The sequence below is a fragment of the Pedobacter nutrimenti genome, from assembly GCF_032678445.1.
In the GTDB taxonomy this organism is placed as follows: domain Bacteria; phylum Bacteroidota; class Bacteroidia; order Sphingobacteriales; family Sphingobacteriaceae; genus Pedobacter; species Pedobacter nutrimenti_A.
On sequence record NZ_JAVTSQ010000006.1, the window covers coordinates 45,871 to 67,139 of the forward strand.

The window sequence follows — 21,269 nt, forward strand, 5'->3', positions numbered from 1 at the left end:
AATAATTAATGAAAAAATATATACTCCTTTACCTGCTATTTATATTCTTTATCTCCATAAAGACCTATGCCCAACCCAGGGCAATTACCGGAACTGTAAGTTCCTCTGCCGATCAACTGCCATTGCCCGGAGTTTCCATCCGGGTAAAAGGATTGAGTGGTGGGGTAGTCAGCAATACGGATGGTAGTTTTAAAATCACCGTAAAAAATGGGAAATACCTTTTGTTTTCTTATCTGGGTTATGAAACCAAAGAAATTGAAATTGGGGGAAACAGCCAGATCAATGTAAGCCTTGTGGCCTCAAAAGACAATACCCTCAATGAACTGGAAATTGTAGGTTCAAGAAACGTAAACCGGACAAAACTTAATTCAGCCACCCCTATAGATGTAATCGATTTAAAAAGCCTGCAGGAAACCTCTCCCCAGGTCAGCGTTACCCAGTTGCTGCAATATGTTTCCCCATCTTTTAATTCTTCCGTATCCGGAGGAGGAGATGCTGCTTCTGCCACCTCTACGGCACAACTTAAAGGGCTGGGCGTAGACCAGTTGCTGGTCCTGGTTAATGGAAAAAGACGCCATAAGAGTTCCAACATCAGCTGGGGTGGATTAGGCAATGGCGCAACCGGCTACGACCTGAACTCTATACCTACCGGATCCATAGACCGTATTGAAATTCTGAGAGACGGTGCAGCGGCTCAATATGGCTCAGATGCCATTGCCGGGGTGATCAATATCGTACTTAAAAAAAGCACAGATGAACTGTCGCTCACTTCAACCGCTAGTACCAGACGAAGGGGAGATGGTTTAACCACCAGAACCAGTAGTAATTATGGTGTTAAAATTGGAGACAAGGGTGGATTCCTCAATGTAACTGGTGAATTTGCGACCCAGGCGGTTTCCTTGCCTGTAGGCAATAGTGATGCGGGCCTTTATATTGGTCCTGCTTATGGTGGCGGAGCAAATACCAGAGGATTTGATCAGATTTACACCCGGGAAATTGACGATGCCATTATTGCAGGCAGAGGGATAGACCGACACTATTTTGACCAGCGAGGAAGCACCAATAAAGCAATAGATGGTTTGCTTTTCTTTAACGCTTCCATACCTGTAAAGGAAAATGTAGAAATCTATTCATTTGGGGGAATCAGCCACCGAAACTCTCAATTTACTGCGGTATACAGGTTACCAGGCTGGACAGAGCGGAATAACACTTTTCTTTACCCGGATGGTTTCTTACCAGCTATGGACAATATTATTACGGATAAGTCTATTGCAATTGGTTTAAAAGCCAAAGTCCAAAACTGGACGGTAGACTTTTCCAATGTATACGGCAAAAATGGTTTTGGAAATGTGATCAGCAATTCCATGAATGCCAGTTTAGGACAAAAATCACCACGTAAATTTGATGCCGGAAGCTACAATGCCAGTCAGAATACCTCCAGTATAGACTTTTCCAGGTATTTTGACAAAATACTAAAAGGCTTAAATGTGGCCTTTGGAGGTCAGTACAGGGTAGAAACCTATCAGATCATTGCCGGAGAAGAAGCATCCTACTCTAAAGCCGACCTGAGAACCATTTACCGTGTAGATACCACAACCTCAGGTATTCCGTATTATGCTTCCGTTGGAAGTACTCCATTAAACGGCTTGTCGCCTGGTTCCCAGATCCATGCCGGCTTCAGGCCTTCTAACGAAGTGAATGTTAACCGGTCTATCTCTGCTGGTTATCTTGATGTGGAATTGAATGTAACCTCCAAATGGCTGGTATCCGGTGCGGTCCGTGTGGAACACTCCCAGGATTTTGGAAGTGTATTCACCTATAAAGGGGCCACCAGGTATAGCTTTGCTGATTGGCTGGGTATCAGAGGGTCTATTAATACGGGTTTCCGGGCACCAGACCTTGCCCAATACTACTATACAGAAACTTCCACAACTTTTCAAAATGGGGTTGCTATTGACCAGGTTACAGCAAACAATGTCAATCCAGCCACTAAAGCCCTTGGAATTCCAACTTTGGCTCCAGAGAAATCGAAGGGTTATTCTGCCGGTCTTACTTCCAGACCTATATCAAATGTAGAGTTCACCATCGACGCTTATCAGGTAGACATCAATGACAGGGTAGGGAATACCGGCCGTTTTTCTGCAACTGATCCAAACCTTCCCGCCGATGTCAGAAGCCTTTTTATTCAGACCGGAACTGTTCAGGCCAAATTCTTCTATAATTCTTTTAGTACCAGAACGCGGGGTATAGAATTTACAGGAAGCTACCGCTTTTTATTTGATAACGGAGCGAGTGCTGTCTTTCTTGCCGGAGGCAATTTCCTTAAAACGACACTCACCAAAGTGAATACGCCAAAAGGATTAGAGGCTTACAGGTATATCATTTTCGATGAATCTGAAGAAGCACGGGTAACGAGCAATATTCCTTCTCAGAAAATCACTTTACAAGGAACTTATACTTATAAAAAACTCAACCTGCTGCTGCGTACGGTATACTTTGGATCTGTAACCACCGTATCACAGCTTAATGCCAATTTCCCTAAGCCGGATTATTACTATCAGAAATTCAGCCCAATCTGGGTAACGGATATTTCTGCAGGGTATAAAATTACACCAGCCATTCAGGCCACCATAGGTGCCAATAATCTGTTCAATGTACTGGGCGATTACAGTATCCCGGCATCAGGCAGTAATGTTACGCGCTTGCCAGCCCCCGGCGCAACCCAATCCGGAAGTAATGCTGGCATACAGCCATTTGTAAGAGTATCCGCGAAATTTTAATCCAGGAAAACATGAAACTATATACTTTGAAAATTACACAACTTTCTCTACTTGCCATCGCTTTCCTTGGCTGCAAGAAAACAGATTATCTGGACAGTGATAATGCCGACCGGCCACCATTAAGTGCCAAAGTAAAACTGGTCAATGCCTTAAACACTAGTACAGCCATTAATTTTCTGGATTTCACCAGGCAGATTAATGGTACTTCTATTGCCCGCAATACGGCAAGTGCGGGCTATCTTGATACCCAATTTGGTAAAGTACAGTACAATACAACAGAAGGTAGCAATACCACCTACAAATCTTCCTACGTATTTGGTGGCAGTGCCAGTTTTGTACAAGAAACAGATAAAGTCTCTTTTTCAGGCCCTAACGGACCAATAGCTACCTATTTCCACACTCTTTTTGCCGTTCCAAAATTAAAGCCAAGTAAACTCAATCCCGGAAACCGGGACAGTCTGATCCTTGTATACGACGACCTCTCGGCACCAGCTGCCGGAAAAGCGAAAATTCGGTTTGCTAACTTTTCTCCCGATGCTTCCAACGTGGATCTGGCCTATGCCGGAGGTGTGGCCGTGTTTAATAAAGTCGCCTATGGCAATTTTGGAGATCAGGTCGTTATCACTTATGATGCAAGTGGCAAGGCACCTGCAACTATTTCCGGATTAAGCTGGAAAACACTTGGCCCTTTTAAAGAAGTGAACGCCGGGAGTAGCCTGAACCTGGAAGTGAGAGATCATGCCAGTCAGTCTATACTTGCTTTAAATGGGAGTGGTCTCAGCGGAATTACCCTGGAACAGGGAAAAATCTATACAATATTTATCAGTGGGTTAAAAGGTGTTGCTTCGCCAGCACTGAGTGCAACACTGATTAAACATAACTAGCAGATCAATTAAAATAAGCTACCAGCAGGTACTTCTGAATGGCTCCTTTCAAATTTTAGGAGCCATTTTTTTTTATCTATCCCGCCTGCGTATCCTGTCATTGATCCATTACTTCCAATAACCCTATGGCAGGGGATAATAATGGCAAGACGGTTGCGGCCGTTTGTGGAAGCAATTGCACGGATGGCTTTTGGGTTATTCATCTGATCTGCCTGTTCTTTATAGGTACAAGTAGTTCCGTAAGGTATTTGCTGCAATGATTCCCACACCGCACGCGAAAAGTCATTGCCTGGTGTATGTAAAGGAACGGAGAAAGTCTTGCGTTTTCCTTCAAAATACTCCGCCAGTTCTGTTTCCAGCTGATCTAAATGTCCGTTTCTTCCAGGTTTCATAATTGCGTTAAGCAATTTTTTCAAATCGGTAAATTCCTTTTCGAGTCTGATCCTATCATTAAACTCCAGAAAGCATATGCCTTCAGTTGTGGCACCTGCAATCATAGGTCCTAATGGGGTGGAAATATCTATAGTGCTGATGATTGATATTTCCTTGGTGTTTTCCGTTAATTCCGAATCGGGTTGCTGCGCTTTCATAAAATATTTTAATGTAAAAATACAGCATTAGCCGACAAATAAAAACCCGTTTCTTGCTGATCTGAGGGTCAATGTATTTTCTTGTTTACACAAGAACTTTAGGTTCGAAATTTTGTAGTATTGAATACACACAAATACAAACCGATATGAAAAAATTACTCATCATCGCTCTGGCGAGCTGCGCCCTGAGCGCCCGTTCGCAAGTGGACGAATCCAGAAACTTTATTTACCTCAATTCCGATTCTGTAATTTACGCCAACAAGATCAGGTTACGGCCGGATTTCCTCAATTCCTGGCAGTTGAGGGCAGACTCCCGGCGGTTTAATACGGATGGGGTTAAGTTCTACAACAATGAAGATGGTTTTTTTGCCAATACCCGGAAACTGAATTATGGCAGTTATGGTTCTTTTTCCGAGCGTATTGCTCAGGGGAGGATCAATCTTTATCAGCAGATCAATTATGATCCCCTGATCTATGACCGTTATTCCAGGTTCAGGCGCGGACGGGCAACAGCTGCAGATGTCAGCCTGTATTACAATAAAGGCTACCAGGATTTGAAAAATGTAAACTATAGGAATCTGAAAGATGATATGGCCGATAATGCAGAAAGCATAGCTCTTTTGAATGTTTACAGAAAAAAGACCAATACAGGTACGCTTCTGTATGCTGCGGCGGGGGCATCGATTCTTGCCGGGCTGATTACTTTTGCGACGAGAGGACATGATATTACATCAGAGCCGGGCTTTGGTGGACATAATTTCCCCACGTATAAAGGGCCCAATTTAACCTCCAGTTTTTTACTGCTGGGGGTGGGTTTGGGTTTTGCTGCTGGCGGATTTTATGTTAACAGGTCTGGTTCGAGGTATTTGGAAAGGGCTGTGAGTAGCTATAATCAATAGTTTATTTGGGGGGAAATATGTTTTCTGAGCTCTCTGAACCTTCCGCGAAGAGTTTCAGGTTCTGAGGTTCGCTCATGAAAACATATTTTCTTGGGTGCAGACCGGCATGGTGCAGAATGGTATGGGGTGTTGGATGTTAATCCCTTCAAGCTTATTTGTTCGGTGGTGAACATGAATTGTCCGATAATGAACAATAAGTTTGGGGAATAGGCTTTGTTTGACGGTAAACGACTATTTTTGTAAATGGCATATAATTGGCCATTCCTATGAAAATTGATTCTTATGTTTTTCATCAACTTAAAAATTGCGGTACGTAACCTTGTAAAGAATAAAGGGTTTTCATTAATTAATATTGGCGGACTGGCCATTGGGATGGCTTGTTGCTTACTCTTGTTACTTTATGTGAGTTATGAGTGGGGTTATGACAGACACTTTAAAGATATTGACCGGATTTATATTAGCCGGCTAAATATTGATATTAATGGAAAACTGGCTACAACTGTTGCAACACCCAATAAACTTGCTGCTGAAGCCCTGCAAACCTTGCCTGGAGTAGAGCAGACGAGTCGGATGGCAATGGGTAAGGATGATGCCAGGTTATTCAGCTACCAGCAACAAAACTATAAGCTGGATGCGAAAAGTGTAGACCCATCTTTTCTTCAGATCTTTGGACATAAGTTTGTCTACGGAAATGCAGCTACTGCTTTAAGTACGCCTAACTCAGTTCTGATTACGGAATCTACAGCCCGGAAGTTATTTGGAAATAGTAACCCTATTGGCCAGACTTTAAAATATGACAATAGAAAATTGTTAAAGGTGAGTGCAGTTGTTGAAGATCTTCCTAAAAATCAGAGTATACAATATGATGCATTGCTGAGCTGGGCATTTTTTGATCAGGAGCATCCGGATGATAAAGAAAATGGCTGGGGTTCTATCACTTGTTTTACCTTTTTTAAGCTTAAAGACAAAAATCAGTTTTCATCTGCAGATGCCTCTGTGAGGAAGATGATTAAGAGTCACGATGCGAAAACACAACTTGAAGCTTTTCTGTTCCCTTACAGTAAATATCATCTATATAATGAGTTTGTGAACGGTAAGCCTGCTGGTGGACGAATTGACCAGGTTAAGCTTTTTCTGTTCCTTGCTTTTTGCGTACTTCTTATTGCGACGATCAACTATATGAATCTTTCTACTGCCCGTTCTGAGAAAAGAGCGCGTGAGGTTGGGGTTCGGAAAGCTCTGGGTTCTACCCGTAGAAGCCTGATGAGTCAATTTATGATAGAATCAATGTTGTTCTCTGTAATCGCCATGTTTATTGCCTTTGGGCTTTTAGAGCTATGCTTGCCTTATTTTAATAATTTGCTGGAAATCTCTATGCAAATAGATTATAGTTCGTACCTATTCTGGATTACTTTGTCTTTTTTGGTGTTGTTGACTGGTTTTTTAGCAGGAAGTTATCCAGCCTTCTATTTATCGTCATTTATTCCTGTAAAGGTTCTAAAAGGATCTACAGGAACTGGGGGATCTTCATTGCCGGTACGTAAAACATTAGTTGTACTACAATTTAGCTTATCTATCTGCATGATTGTTTGTGCAATTATTGTTTATACACAAATTCAGTTTATGAGGAACCAGCCTTTGGGTTTTTCCCAGGATAATCTGGTTCAAATGGATTTAGAGGGAGCACTTAAAGATGCCAAGAAGCTGGAGCTTTTTAAAGCAGAATTGGTTAAATCAGGGGCGGTGGTTTCCTCTTCTGAATTTGCACAATCATTTACCGAAGATGGCCCTATCACAGGGGGCTTAAGCTGGCCAGGAAAGGCTGCGAATGACCGATCGGTCATTGACTTCAGGAGTGTAGGATTTAATTTTAGCAAAACAATAGGAGCCCAAATCGTTAAAGGAAGAGACTTCTCACCGAAATTTGTTGCCGATACGGCTACATCCGTTCTTGTTAATGAAGCACTGGCAGAGGTGATGGGTATTAAAGATCCTGTTGGAATGGTCCTCCGCTGGAGTGACAATCCGCCGTTAACTGTTGTAGGGGTTATTAAAAATTATTCCAATGAGCGGCTCGGTGTTAAGACACTTCCAACTTTTTTCTTCTATAATGTTGGTATGAGTAAGGTCTTATTAATGAGACTGAATCCTCAACAAAATGCAGGTACTTCTGTGGGTTTAATCAAACAGATCAGTCAAAAGTTTAATTCCGCATATCCGGTGCAGTTGACTTTTATTGATCAGGATATGTCTGACAAACTTAAGCTTGAACAGCGTTTGAGTATATTGTCCAATTTCTTTGGCGGATTTGCAATTTTTATTTCTTGCCTGGGTTTGCTTGGCCTGGCTCTGTATATGGCAGAACAAAGGAAAAAGGAAATTAGCATCAGGAAAGTACTAGGGGCCGATTTGAAAAGTATTTTGTTCTTACTGAATAAAGATTTTATCAAATTGGTATTGTTATCCAATTTGATTGCATTTCCTGTTGCTTATATCTGTATAAACAGTTGGTTGAAGAGTTACGATTACAAGGTAGCGATTGGCCCGGGCCCTTTTATTGTTGCGGGTCTGATTTCTTTGCTCATTGCGTTAGTGACGGTGAGCTTGCAGAGTTTTAAGGTAGCGAAGGCAAATGCTGTGAATGCACTGAAATATGAGTAGATAACCGATCGTTTTCTAATTTACAGCAAGCAGGTGTTGATGTAAAAACGTTAATGGCACAATTGAGTTTTGAAAATTGGATTTATGGTCTCTCTGAGCCTTACAGGCTCTGAGGTTCGATCATTAAATCCAATTTTCCTGGGTGCAGACCGGATAGGTTGGAAATAAATGAACTACTTGTTTGGTATTAAAATTCATTCTTTTTTGTGCGGGACTTCTAATTATAGTGGTTTTTTATTAAACGTATTTTTTACATTTAAAAAAAATGACTACTTTTTGCCTATCTAATTAACAGAATGTCTGAACTGCCAACTTCTATATATACTAATGAACTTTTCTATCCATAATGAGCAGTTGCTGGTGCTTCTGGAAATAGATCAATATATGGTCAGTATGGAATGTACAAGTTATTAAGACACATGAGGATGAAGTTGTTGTTTTTTCTGTTGGTTTTTTGTTATTCCATATCGTTGTTCGGGCAAGCGAGAAAAGAGAGGTATTTATCCTTGCAGGAAGGATTGTCGAGTCAGCAGGTACTTGATGTTGTACACGATAGAAATGGTTTTGTTTGGATTGCGACTGAAATGGGACTGAACCGGTTCTCGAGCAATTCATTTAAGACGTATTACAAATCTGAAAAAGCGGATGGGCTTTCGGTTAATAGCAATGAAATTAATACACTTTTTTACGATAATGATCAGCTATATATTGGCACACGTGCGAATGGCTTGAATGTACTTGATATGAAGACCAACAGGTTTTCCTATTATCTTCATGATCCTGAAGACAGAGAATCTATTGCAACAAATGACATCACAGATATCATCAAAGGGAAAAGCGGAAAATTATGGCTGGCTACCTATCATCAGGGTGTACAACGCTTTGACCCGATAAAAAAGAAATTTGAGCGTTTTAATAAGAAAAGCATCTCTGCTCTGCCTGAAAACAGCATCTGGACGCTAACCGAAGACAAACAAGGACTTCTTTATATAGGTCACGTTAATAAGGGGCTATCGATATTCAATGCCAGTGATCTAAGTGTTGAGTTGCTTAATACAGAAAACACTCAGGGCCTATTACCCGACAATGAAGTGAAGGCGCTGTTTTGCGATCGGAAAAACAATATCTGGATTGGGACGCGAAAAGGACTGGCGATCTATAATCCGTTTACAAAGAGACTCCAGTCCATTAGCCTTGCCCGTCAGGCTAAAAAAGGAGCTGAACCCTTTGTCTACTCTATAAAGGAAATCAAGGGGGCCATATGGATAGGTGCTGAGTCTTCGCAGCTGTTTATTCTCCAGCCTTTGTATAGCACAGATGGTGGTCTTCAACAGATCCAGACGGTAAGTCCATTTTTCCTGAATATGGGCAATAGTTCTTCGGTACAAAATATAGATCTGGACGATTTCGGCAATGTATGGTTAGGTCTCTATAGTGGAGGAATAGCTTTTTTTGGACATTTAGAACCTTTTTTCTCTGTTTTTCCAACATCTGAAATCACATCTGGACTAGGGAAGCTGGCAACAGTGACAGGAATTATGAACGACAGAGGAAACAGCATGTGGCTTGCTACTGCAGGAGATGGAATTTTGCAGATACAATCTACAGGAGAGCTTGTCAAGAAAACAACCCATAACAGTGGACTTGCCGATGATTTCCTGCTTTCTGGCTTTGAAGACAGTCAGAATAATAAATGGTTCGGCTTACAGAAAGGGGGCGTATCCTTTTTTAATGTGAAAACGAAAACATGGCTTAAGATAAATGCAGGTGAAAAAATGTCGGCTGTAAGGGCTATAATTGAAGATACTCAGCAAAATATATGGTTTGCAGCGGAGGAAGGTTTGTTTATTCGCAATCCTAAGCTTGAGACATTTCATAAATTAGTTATTAATACACCTATGCTTGGAGACTATGCTCCTCGCACCCTTGTTGAGGATGGTCGTGGATATATGTGGGTTGGTACATACGGTCAGGGCCTCTACATCTATAACGCTGACCGGAAATTGGTTCGAAAGATTTCTAAAGGGCAAGGAATCAATAGTAATACGATCAACTACCTGTTCCGTGACAAGAGAAATAATATATGGATAGCGACCAACGAAGGTTTAGCGTTCCAAAGTGCAAACAAGGAGATAGGGCAGGTTGAATCTATTGTTATCCCAAGATCGGATGCCTGGCTCACTGTAAATGCAATATCTGAAGATGGTAATGGAAATATCTGGTGTTCTACAAGAATGGGCTTGTTACGCTATTTGCCTGAAGAAAAGCGGTTCCTGAGCTATGACCAGACCTTTGGTTTGCCCTTGGGTGGCTTTACCAACAACAGTGTTGCTTTAGACACAAAGGGTCGTTTATACTTTGGAATGCCGGCAGGCGTGTGTTATTTTGATCCCGCATTGATCCCGCTGAAACTTCCTAAGTCGCCCATCAGGATAAGTCGTTTTACGGTATTTAATACGGGAGAGAGCCATGCACAATCTGAAAAATACTCCAATCTCGCTGAAGAGATCAGTCTGAAACATAATGAGAATAGTTTCCGGGTTGAGCTTGCGGTTATGGATTATGCCATGAATGACATGGTAGAATTTAGTTATCAGCTGCATGGGTTAGACAACAACTGGATTTTCCTTGGGAATGAAAAGAACCTGGATTTCCGAAATATTCCATATGGAGATTACGAACTTAGGATACGTACCCGCCAAAAGAACGAAAACTGGTCTGCGGATTATAAACACCTTTTTATCAATATATCGCCACCATGGTATCTAAGCACCTATGCCTTGCTATTTTACATCATAGTGATCACTGTCATCGTATTTATCGTGTTTTCTATTTATGTAAAAAAGTTAAATGCAGAAGCCAAACTTCGTGTAAACAGGCTTCAGCTTGAGCAGGAAGGAAAACTGCATATGGAACGAATGAATTTCTATACCAATATTACTCATGAGCTCCGGACACCACTGATGCTCATTCTTGGACCCTTAGACAACTTGATGCATGACCCTGAATTGGCTTCAGGACATAAAGATTGGGCTTACATGATCCAGAAGAGTGCAAACAGGCTCTTTTCATTGGTCAATCAGTTGCTGGAGTTCCGAAAAGTAGAGTCCCAATACAAACCATTAGTACTGGGGGAAGGGTTTTTGGCTGAATTGGTACAGGAAACGGTTCTTAAATATGCGGAGGCGAATAACAAGAAAGACCTCAGTATTAATTGCATTCTTGCAGAAGAGGATATCAAAACCATTTTCGACGCAGAGATTGTTCAATTGATATTGGATAATTTGTTGTCTAATGCCTGTAAATATACCTCGTCGGGTAGTGTTGAAGTTTGTTTGACCTATGAACAGGAGGGGCTAAGCACTTGCGCCTTGATTTGCGTGAAGGACACGGGGTGTGGTATTGCAGCCGAACATCTGGAGAAGATATTTGACAAGTTTTATCAGGTGCCCCGCTCTGCTGTCCAGGGCATTGGTGTTGGCCTTGCTTTGGTTAAAGAGCTGGCTGCCATACATCAAGGAAAGATTTCCGTAAAAAGTGAGCCGGGAACAGGGAGCGAATTTTGTGTTCGTTTATTGACAAATGCAGTAATATCTGCCGTTAATGTACGCGACGACCAGCGGGCCTTACTACTGCTGGTGGAAGATGACAGAGACCTTCGGACATACTTAACAAAATTGCTGTGTTCAAAATATGAGGTCATACAGGCTGGAAACGGAGATGAAGGTTTGAAGCTTGCAAAGAACCGCGTTCCCGACATTATCCTTAGTGACGTTATGATGCCTGATATGGATGGTTTCCGGATGCTGGAAGCATTAAAACAGGAACGGGAAACAAGTCATATTCCAATCATATTTTTAACCGCCAGAGATAGCGAGCCCGACAAGGAGCGGGGGTATGAATTAGGCGTTGATTCTTATTTAACCAAACCGGTTAGTCCACAGTTGCTTTACCGCCGGATCGAGAATCTGCTGCACAAAAGGAGAGTAGTTTATGCTGAAGTATTGGGACAGCTTTCGGCTCAAAATACGCAGGGAGCATTGGAAAAAGTAACACCAAATACAGAGCTTTGGCGGGAGAATGCCTTTGTAAAGGAATTTGTCTGCCTGGTAGAAGAATGCATACAAGATGAAGTTCTTGATGCCGCCAGACTAGCAGACAAAATGAATATGAGCCAGTCTACTTTGTACAGAAAACTCAAAGGACTTACCGGTAAAAATATAAATCAGCTTGTACGCAAAGTGAGGATCCAAAAAGCCGCTCAGCTGTTGCATTCCGGTCAGTATAACGTTACGGAAGTCTCTCTTATGGTAGGGATCAACAGTTCTATTTATTTTAGGCAATGCTTCAAAGAAGAGTTTGGACAACTGCCTTCTGAATATCAAAAAGAAGCTTTAAATAGAAAAATAAGCCGATTTGACGAAAAATTAGATGTTAATTGACGGATCTGTGTACGTTCTCGGGTAGCAGAATCTTTTAAGTTTGGTTCCAGAAACCAATTATAAACATGTATCCTTTTTTCACCGGGGCAACGGTTTGTCATTGGTTAACTCTAACCAAAAACCAAATATTAAAATGAAAAGCCTGAAAATTTTTTTAATCTGCGTAATGATATGGGGGATACCTGCATATACATACGCACAACGTAAGATTTCAGGGTATGTGCTGAACGAAAAAAATGAGCCGCTTAAGGGCGCCACAGTTCTCGTTGAAGGCATGCCAAGCGAAATTACGAAAACAGACGACCGGGGGCACTTCCAGATTACAGCCACCAGGGGAACTTTACTCATCACCAACATTGGCTACAAAAATCAAAGTGTGGCTATTGGCAACCAGACTGAACTCAAAATCTTTATGGAAAGCAGTAACAAGGATCTGGATGAAGTTGTGGTTGTGGGGTATGGCACGCAATCCAAACGTAATGTTACTGGTGCAGTAAGTAGTGTCAAATCAGAAGATATCGTGCGGTCTTCTTCAACTACAACAGCGGGCGCACTGGCTGGTAAAGTGCAGGGCGTTTCTGTCCGGGCAAAAGATGCCCGCCCTGGAAGAGGAGCTTCCATTGAAATCCGCAATATGGGAAATCCGCTGTATGTGATTGATGGGGTTGCTTATGGTGGGGAGACAGGAACGGACTGGGTTGGAACACAAAACGCCTCTGGAGCTGATATATTCAATGCGCTGAACCTGGAAGATATCGAAAGTATCTCTATCCTTAAAGATGCAGCGGCAGCTGTTTATGGTTTTAGGGCGTCGAGAGGTGTGGTATTGATTACAACCAAAAAAGGTAAACGCGATGAAACGGCAAAAATAAACATTAATGGTTATCAGGGATGGCAGAATCTGACACGCTTTCCTAAATTAGCAAATGCAGCGCAATACACGCGCGGATTGGTGGAAGCCGCTCAAAACGACGTGAACCGGGATCCGACTAAAGTATATACTCCGGCAGAACTTGCGAAATGGCAGGCAGGCACTGAACCGGGTTATCAAGGCTACGATTACTATGATATGGTAGTCAGGAAGAATATACCCCAGAATTACCTTAATGCAAATATAACCGGAGGGGGGAAAAACTCTAATTATTTCCTTTCTGTTGGCCATCTGAATCAGGACGCCATGATGAAAGATTTTTCTTATAAACGCACCAACCTGCAAGCCAATATTGAAGCTACTATTGCAGAGGGGTGGAATATTGGAACGCAGATTTCTGGCCGAAAGGAAGCAACTAAAGACGTAGGTTTACCTGGGGGAGATGGCTACTTTGCTTCCATCTTGTCCTTATTTAGAAATCGGCCAACTGTAGGGCCTTATGCAAATGATAATCCGGCCTATCCGAATCGTGTTAATGATCTGGCTTATAACCCTGCATTGTTCAGCCGTGAAATTGCTGGCTATAAGGATAATGATTATTTGAGTGGTAATGTGAATCTGTTTTCTTCCTACAAAACAAAATTTGGTCTATCAGCAAAAGCGACGGTATCCTACAACTATACCAACAACAAGTTCGATGGTTTTCAATACACCTACGATGTGTATACTTATCAAAACAATGCGTACAACCGCTCCGGAGGCAGTGATGCAGGATGGAGATATAAGACATCCAGGGAGGCCACATCCCGATTCGGACAATTTCAGCTTGACTATACCAAACAGTTTGGAGACCATAATTTTTCTGCCATGGCGGGTTATGAAAGGTCTGACTGGAACAGAACTTACTCGTCAATAGGCGCTAATCCAACAAATAATTATATTCCTTTAATTAAAACCGTTGCTGAACTGAATGGTATAGGTGATGACTGGTCGTATGAGGCGAGAGCAGGATATATTGGACGTCTGAATTATAACTTTAAGGGCAAATATCTGGTTGAAATTCTTGGACGATATGATGGGTCTTATTTATACGACAGAGATCATCGCTGGGGCTTTTTTCCAGGCGCAACTTTAGGCTGGCGTATCTCTGATGAGCCGTTTTTCAAATCACTTAAAGGCGTTATTAACGATTTGAAACTAAGGGCTTCTATTGGACAGACCGGATTAGAAGATGGCGTGGGAATGCATGGTTATTTAGACGGATATAACTTTGGACAAGGAGATGCCATATTGGATGGCAAATATTATTCCGGCCTTCAACCCCGGGCTTTGCCTATACGGAACCTTTCCTGGGTAAAGAATACAAATTATAATGTGGGTATAGATCTGGCCATGTTGGATAATAAATTGACCTTAACAGCTGATGCCTTCAAAATTATACGCACGGGTGTGCCTGCACCGCGATATGATGTATTGCTGCCGAGTGAAGTGGGGTACGGACTTCCTAACGAAAATCTCAACAAGAACGGATACTATGGTGCAGAAGGTATTCTTACCTATAGCAGTAAGGTTGGAGAACTTAATTATGTGGTTAGCGGAAATGTAACCTTCTCCCGGTTCAAAAGTTTAGAATCTTATAAGCCACGTTTCGGTAGTTCATGGGATGAGTACAGAAAATCTTCAGAAGGACGCTGGGGCGGTGTTTGGTGGGGCTACCAGGTAATTGGACGTTTCCAATCGGAAGAAGAGATCCGGAATTACCCGATAAACAATGACGGGTCGAACAACAGAACACAATTGCCGGGTGACTTTATCTACAAAGATGTGAATGGTGATGGGGTGATCAATGATATGGACCAGCGTCCTATCGGTTACCCAACAGGATGGGCGCCAATGATGACCTTTGGTGGCCGCATTGCATTGAACTGGAAAGGTATAGATCTTAATATCGATTTTGCTGGTGGTGGGATGCAGTCCTGGAATCAGGATTATGAATTAAGAAATGCATTTCATGCAGATGGTAACTCGCCTGCTTACCTGTTAGAAGACAGATGGCACCGTGCTGATCCATACGATAGGAACAGCGCATGGATTCCAGGTTATTATCCAGCGATCCGCCAGGGCAATTCGGGTCCAAACAGTAGGAACAGTGATTTTTGGCTAACCAATGTAAGGTACCTTCGGGTGCGGAATCTGGAACTGGCTTATAGTCTGCCAAAAAGCATCACATCAAAACTTAAAGCAGAAAAAATCCGTGTTTACGTCAATGGATCAAACCTGATCTCTTTTGACAATGTAAAGAAATTCCAGATTGACCCGGAAATTGAGGCTGCAGCAGCGGTTGTATATCCTCAGCAAAAAGTTTTTATGCTAGGTTTCAACGTAACCTTTTAACCCCCAAATTTAATACGATGAAGAAATTTTATATATCTATCGCTTTGTTGGCATGCTTGAGCATGAACAGCTGTAAGCACGACGAATGGTTTGAGCGTGATCCAAAGTCTATGATCACCGATGATCAATTGTGGAATAGCCCAACGTTACTGACCTCTTTAGTGGCAAATTATTACAACAGGTTACCAACATTACATGGCCTGTTTAATACCGGAGGAATGACCGAAATTGATGACGCCATGTGGTCTGGGCACCGTGATCAGAACTGGCATAATGATTTTCAGTTTGGTGATGATTACGGGCGGTACTGGGATTATGGATTTATCCGCGATATCAATCTTTCGCTTGAAAATGTTGAAAAGCTAAGCGTAAAGCTCACAAGTGCACAAAAACGCTTATTTATAGCTGAATTGCGCTATATCCGTGCTTTTGTTTATTTCGAAATGGTCAAACGTATGGGTGGAGTGCCCCTCGTAACCACCCAATTGGTTTATGATTTTAGCGGTGACCCAACACCATTGCAGGTCCCGCGTGCAAAGGAGCACGAAGTCTATGATTTTATTTTCCAGGAAATGGAAGCCATTAAGGAAGACTTGAAAGACAACAATGCCAGCAAAACCAGGGCAAATAAGTATGCTGCCCTCGCCTTGGAAAGCAGGGCTATGCTTTATGCTGCATCGATTGCCAAATACAATAATCTGATGTCCAGTCCGATTACCACAGCTGGCGGTGAAGTTGGTATCCCAGCTTCGATGGCCAACAGTTATTATACTAAATCCTTAAATGCTTCTAAAGAAATCATCAGCGGCCCTTATACGCTCTTTAATGAGAACGCTGATAAAGGGGCCAACTTCTACGATATGTTGAATAAGAAAACCGGGAGCGAAGTGATTTTTGCCAAAGACTTTGCAACGGGTCTTAAGGTGCACCGGTTTGCCTACGATAATATCATAAAGAGTATGACTGAAGACAATGAATCGTCATCGACCATATCGCCATCCCTGAGCCTTGTAGAAAGTTTTGATTATCTGGATGGAAGCAAAGGCACACTGAGGGACAAAGATGCCTCTGGCAATTATATTGCCTATACAAGTGTCCAGGATATTTTTGCTAATAAAGATGCACGTTTGTACGGCACTGTGATTTACCCAGGTACATCGTTTAAAAACAATCCGGTTAGGATACAGGCAGGAGTAGCAGTTTGGACTAATGGGAAGTATCAGTTGACGACCTCACCAGAGTTGGGAAAAAACTATGAGGACGGGCAGGTATGGACCGGATTCGACGGACCTAAGGACGATGCCACAGATGTCAGCAATACAGGGTTCTATATACGAAAGATGGTAAGCGATGCCCCTGCGGCCAGTACAAGGGGAACATCGGCAGCAAACTGGTGGCCGTGGTTTCGGCTGGGAGAAATCTATCTGAATGCAGCCGAAGCTTCCTTTGAACTTGGGCAGGCAGAAGGCCTCGGCTATATCAATTCGTTGCGGCAGCGTGCCGGATTTCCAGCCAATAGCCTCAGTAGCCTGACCATGGATATCATCCGTAAAGAGCGCCGTGTGGAGCTGGCCTTTGAAGATCACCGTTACTTTGACCTCAAAAGATGGCGCCTGGCACACCTGGTATGGGATGGTTCTGAGAATGATCCCGATGCAGTGGTGTGGGGCTTGTATGGCTACCGCGTAGTAAGACCTGGCCATGCAGACAACGGCAAGTTCATTTATGAACGTATTAGACCTAGCCGTTTCCGTCGGGCGCGCTTTTTCCGCCTGGCGAATTACTATTCGTCTATCGATCAGACGGTATTAAACAACAATCCAAAAATTGTTAGAAATCCATTCCAATAATCTCTTGTGCTATGAAATTGAAATTTTTAATGATACTAACCGCCACTGCAAGTGTATTTCTGGCAGGATGCGGATATGATAACTTTAATGCTCCTGAGTCCAGTCTGTCTGGCAGGGTAGTCTATGACGGAAAACCCATAGGTGTGCGTAACAGCGGCCCTCAATTGGAATTGTGGCAGGATGGCTATGCGCTTAGAACGAAGATTCCTGTCTATTTAAATCAGGATGGAACATTTTCGGCAACCTTATTTGATGGCCAGTATAAATTGGTCCGTATGGGAGATTCTCCATGGTTGCAGCAGGCAAATGATACCATTATTGTAAATGTAAAAGGGAATACCAATATTGATGTGCCAGTAACGCCTTATTTTACCATCACAGGCGATTCGTTTCAAAAATCCGGCAATACGATCAGCGCCCGGTTTGTGGTCAATAAAACTGTGTCATCGGCAAACGTAGAATTTGTACGTCTTTACCTCGGGAAATCAATATTGACCGATCAGGTGCAGCGTGAACTTCGGGTAGATGGAAATGTTGGCGCATTGGTATTTGGACAGCAAACCACTATCGAAGGTGAGCTGCCGGATAACCTTAAGAATCTGGACTATGTGTATGCCAGAGTTGGTGTTAAATCGACTGCCTCAAGTGAATATTTGTATACAGCAATCCAAAAAATAGCTTTAAAGTAAAGGAATATTGATGAAAAGATTTAGCTATAAGCACCCGATCCTTGTTGCCATTTTAACCATCGCTTGTATCGGAAAATCCTTTGGCCAGGCGTATAAGTCAGGGCCCGCCGATAAGGATTTTGCAGGTTATTTGTTTGCCTATTTTAAAGGAAATGCCATAAAAGATGAGGCTGTTTGCTTTGCCATCAGTACCGATGGCTATAATTACCATGCCTTAAACAACAACGAGCCTATTATTGATTCTAAATCCATCAGTTCTACCGGAGGTGTGCGTGATCCGCATATCCTCCGCGGAGAAGATGGCCGGTCGTTCTACATGGTCCTGACCGACATGACCTCGTCTAAAGGATGGGATTCTAATCGTGCGATGGTTTTGATGAAGTCTGAAGACCTGGTGAACTGGAAACATACCGTAATCAACATACAACAACAGTATAAAGGACAGGATGACCTTAAGCGCGTATGGGCACCGCAGACTATATTCGATCCCTCAGCGGGCAAATACATGGTCTATTGGTCTATGAAGCATGGATCTGGTCCTGATATCATCTATTATGCCTATGCCAATAGTGATTTTACGGGCTTTGAATCGGAACCAGCAGTACTGTTCCGTCCAAAAAACGGCAAATCCTGCATTGATGGCGACATCGTCCTTAAAAATGGACTGTTCTATCTGTTCTATAAAACTGAAGGCAATGGGAATGGAATAAGATTAGCGATCACAGATGCCCTGACTTCCGGTAAATGGATTGAACAAGCGGGATACAAGCAGCAGACAAAGGATGCTGTGGAGGGCTCAGGTGTATTTAAACTGAACCGTTCTGACAAGTATATCCTGATGTATGATGTGTATGGGAAAGGGAGATATCAATTCTGCGAGAGCTATGATCTGGATAAATTCAAAGTGATAGACCAGGATGTAAAGATGGATTTTCATCCGCGTCATGGAACAATTATTCCGGTTTCGCGCCAGGAATTAAAAAATCTGACTGCGCGGTGGGGCGTACCGCAGGGTATGGAGCTTCAGCTCACCAAAAATCCAGTGCTCGATGGCTTCTATGCAGATCCGGATGTTTTGTATTCCAATAAAACCCGGAAATACTATATCTATCCAACCAGCGACGGTTTTGATGGCTGGGGAGGTTCTTACTTTAAGACGTTCTCTTCTACAGATCTGGTCAACTGGAAAGATGAAGGTGTGATTCTGGATCTAAAGAAAGATGTGAAATGGGCAAGCCGTAATGCTTGGGCACCAACTATTTCAGAGAAGAAAGAGAAAGGTGATTACAAGTACTACTATTACTTTACGGCTGCACAAAAAATAGGTGTGGCAGTGTCAGATCAGCCGACAGGTCCGTTTACAGATTCGGGCAAGCCGCTGGTTAATTTTAAACCAACAGGAGTGAATGGCGGACAGGAAATAGATCCGGCAGTATTTACCGATCCTAAAACCGGTAAGAGTTATCTGTACTGGGGCAATGGCTATCTTGCAGTAGCGGAGTTGAATAAAGACATGGTTTCTCTGAAGAAGAATACCACGAAGGTTCTTAAAACTGATCACACATTTAGAGAGGGATGTTATGTCTTTTACCGGAAAGGAACTTATTATTTCCTCTGGTCGCAAGATGATACCCGTAGTGAGAATTATCGCGTGCGTTATGGAATATCGAAGTCGGCTACAGGACCGATAGTGATCCAGGAAAATAATCTGGTACTTCAAAAAGATCCTTCACAGGGTATTTATGGTACGGGGCATTGCTCCGTACTGCAAATTCCTGGAAAAGACGAATGGTATATGATCTACCATCGGTTTAATTATCCCGATGGAATACATATGGGTGAGGCGGCAGGTTTTAACCGGGAGGTATGCATAGATCGAATGTATTTTGACGAAAAAGGAAATATCACTCCGGTAAAGCCTACGCATTAAATAAAAACAAGCCTTCAGCCCAACTTTGGGAATGCCAGGTTGCTTGGAATGGAAGCGGGAAATAATTCGGATATGAGTGATTATACGGATAACAGACAGCGTGTTTTTCATGGTAAAATGATGGTTTACATACAGGCTAATGGTGGGGCTTCTGACGAGCTCTCTGTACGTTTTACTGCACCATGGCTTAAAACGGCGATGATTAAGGTCAAACTGTTGTAATTGCGAGGAAAGTTTTGTTTTGAAAATAGGATTTATGGTCTCTCTGGACCTTACAGGCCCTGAGGTTCGACCATTAAATCCTATTTTCCTGGGTGCAGACCTGGCAAGATTGAAATAAATAAGGCTTTGGATTTTTTTTTCATTTTTTTGGATAATAAACTTCATTTAGGATGAATAGTTACAAATGCTCTTAGTCTGATGTCATCGGCAACATCGATGGGACTAAATAGGTCATACCAGCCATTACGAAAACCATTTGCTCCGTAATTGATGTGTACATAAAAGATATTACCCTGTTTACAGTAGCCATCAATTACGGTGGAATGCCCATAATTGGAGAAATTGCCGAAATGAAAGTAAATGGGTCTTTTGTTGTTAATCTCTTTTTGAATAAGGTCTGTTATTTGACTACGATCAATGATGTGCTGTATATCTTCTTTTTCAGCAATAGTTTTGAGTTGTTCAGGAGTGAAGGGTAAATTTCCTGTAAAGCAACCATAAAATTCGGCATCACATGAGAAATGCCTTTCTATTTGTGGTGCTGGATTAACGATTTCAAGGTATCTTCCACTACCAAAGTCTTTCCTTACCGCAATTGCAGTAAGATAAGAATAAAGAGCAACACTTGAGGTGCTTTTTTCTGGAGTATTTTTGTCAAGTATATCTCGGAAATGACTCCATCTTATATTATATTTAGATAAAGTATCCTTTATTACATAGCCATTGGAGCAAGTGTAATCAGCATTTCCAAAAGGTTTGAGTCTATGATAGTAGAGAATTTGCGCTAATGCTGTACTCCAGCAGCCTAAAACTTGCTGCTTGGGCGTGTATTTAGCGTAAATTCCCCATTGATCCCATTGCGTGTTTAATAAGTATTTTTCTTTAATTAAAAGGAGAGGAGTCTGCTTGGCAGCTTGGTCTTTGCTTAATTGAGCGAAAGCAGATAAAAGGGAACCAATAAGCAGCAGTAGTATGGTGATCTTTTTCATAATTTATTATTTCTTGTAAAAATGGCTTTTGTAAAGCTCTCAGGCCACTTAAAACAAGTTTTGAGTGT

Annotated in this window: 12 protein-coding genes; 10 read left to right on the plus strand and 2 right to left on the minus strand. The window is 42.2% G+C overall.

What is annotated here, in order from left to right; all coding sequences use genetic code 11:
- Positions 1 to 8: 8 nt before the first annotated feature.
- Both R2S08_RS11775 and R2S08_RS11780 read left to right on the plus strand, forming a co-directional pair.
- Positions 9 to 2,780 carry a TonB-dependent receptor gene (locus R2S08_RS11775; RefSeq protein ID WP_316835360.1) on the plus strand — a complete coding sequence of 924 codons (2,772 nt, stop codon included), beginning with the start codon at positions 9 to 11 and terminating at the stop codon, positions 2,778 to 2,780.
- Between the two features lie 11 nt (positions 2,781 to 2,791).
- Positions 2,792 to 3,664 carry a DUF4397 domain-containing protein gene (locus tag R2S08_RS11780; RefSeq protein ID WP_316835361.1) on the plus strand — a complete coding sequence of 291 codons (873 nt, stop codon included), beginning with the start codon at positions 2,792 to 2,794 and terminating at the stop codon, positions 3,662 to 3,664.
- Between the two features lie 8 nt (positions 3,665 to 3,672).
- On the opposite strand, the gene R2S08_RS11785 is transcribed toward R2S08_RS11780, so the two are convergent.
- Complete coding sequence (locus tag R2S08_RS11785; RefSeq protein ID WP_133778375.1) at positions 3,673 to 4,254, minus strand: methylated-DNA--[protein]-cysteine S-methyltransferase; 582 nt, start codon at positions 4,252 to 4,254, stop codon at positions 3,673 to 3,675.
- A gap of 146 nt (positions 4,255 to 4,400) precedes the next feature.
- Here R2S08_RS11785 and R2S08_RS11790 point away from each other — a divergent pair, with 146 nt between their 5' ends.
- The 8 genes from R2S08_RS11790 to R2S08_RS11825 all read left to right on the plus strand — a co-directional run bounded on the left by R2S08_RS11790 (position 4,401) and on the right by R2S08_RS11825 (position 20,212).
- Positions 4,401 to 5,153: a hypothetical protein gene (locus R2S08_RS11790; protein ID WP_316835362.1), complete on the plus strand. Its 753-nt coding sequence runs from the start codon at positions 4,401 to 4,403 to the stop codon at positions 5,151 to 5,153.
- Positions 5,154 to 5,435: 282 nt separating this feature from the next.
- Positions 5,436 to 7,814 carry an ABC transporter permease gene (locus R2S08_RS11795; RefSeq protein WP_316835363.1) on the plus strand — a complete coding sequence of 793 codons (2,379 nt, stop codon included), beginning with the start codon at positions 5,436 to 5,438 and terminating at the stop codon, positions 7,812 to 7,814.
- A 425-nt stretch (positions 7,815 to 8,239) separates the two neighbouring features.
- A complete protein-coding gene (locus R2S08_RS11800; RefSeq protein ID WP_316835364.1) occupies positions 8,240 to 12,256 on the plus strand; it encodes a two-component regulator propeller domain-containing protein in 4,017 nt (1,338 codons plus the stop codon).
- A 133-nt stretch (positions 12,257 to 12,389) separates the two neighbouring features.
- Positions 12,390 to 15,521, plus strand: a complete 3,132-nt coding sequence (locus R2S08_RS11805; protein WP_316835365.1) for a TonB-dependent receptor — start codon at positions 12,390 to 12,392, stop codon at positions 15,519 to 15,521.
- Positions 15,522 to 15,538: 17 nt separating this feature from the next.
- Positions 15,539 to 17,371: a RagB/SusD family nutrient uptake outer membrane protein gene (locus R2S08_RS11810; RefSeq protein WP_316835366.1), complete on the plus strand. Its 1,833-nt coding sequence runs from the start codon at positions 15,539 to 15,541 to the stop codon at positions 17,369 to 17,371.
- 11 nt (positions 17,372 to 17,382) lie between these two features.
- Positions 17,383 to 18,060, plus strand: a complete 678-nt coding sequence (locus R2S08_RS11815; protein WP_316835367.1) for a DUF3823 domain-containing protein — start codon at positions 17,383 to 17,385, stop codon at positions 18,058 to 18,060.
- Between the two features lie 10 nt (positions 18,061 to 18,070).
- Positions 18,071 to 19,990: a family 43 glycosylhydrolase gene (locus R2S08_RS11820; RefSeq protein WP_316835368.1), complete on the plus strand. Its 1,920-nt coding sequence runs from the start codon at positions 18,071 to 18,073 to the stop codon at positions 19,988 to 19,990.
- Positions 19,991 to 20,029: 39 nt separating this feature from the next.
- On the plus strand, positions 20,030 to 20,212 hold the full coding sequence (locus tag R2S08_RS11825; RefSeq protein ID WP_316835369.1) for a hypothetical protein: 183 nt from the start codon (positions 20,030 to 20,032) through the stop codon (positions 20,210 to 20,212).
- Between the two features lie 161 nt (positions 20,213 to 20,373).
- On the opposite strand, the gene R2S08_RS11830 is transcribed toward R2S08_RS11825, so the two are convergent.
- Positions 20,374 to 21,201: a C10 family peptidase gene (locus R2S08_RS11830; RefSeq protein ID WP_316835370.1), complete on the minus strand. Its 828-nt coding sequence runs from the start codon at positions 21,199 to 21,201 to the stop codon at positions 20,374 to 20,376.
- Positions 21,202 to 21,269 lie beyond the last annotated feature (68 nt).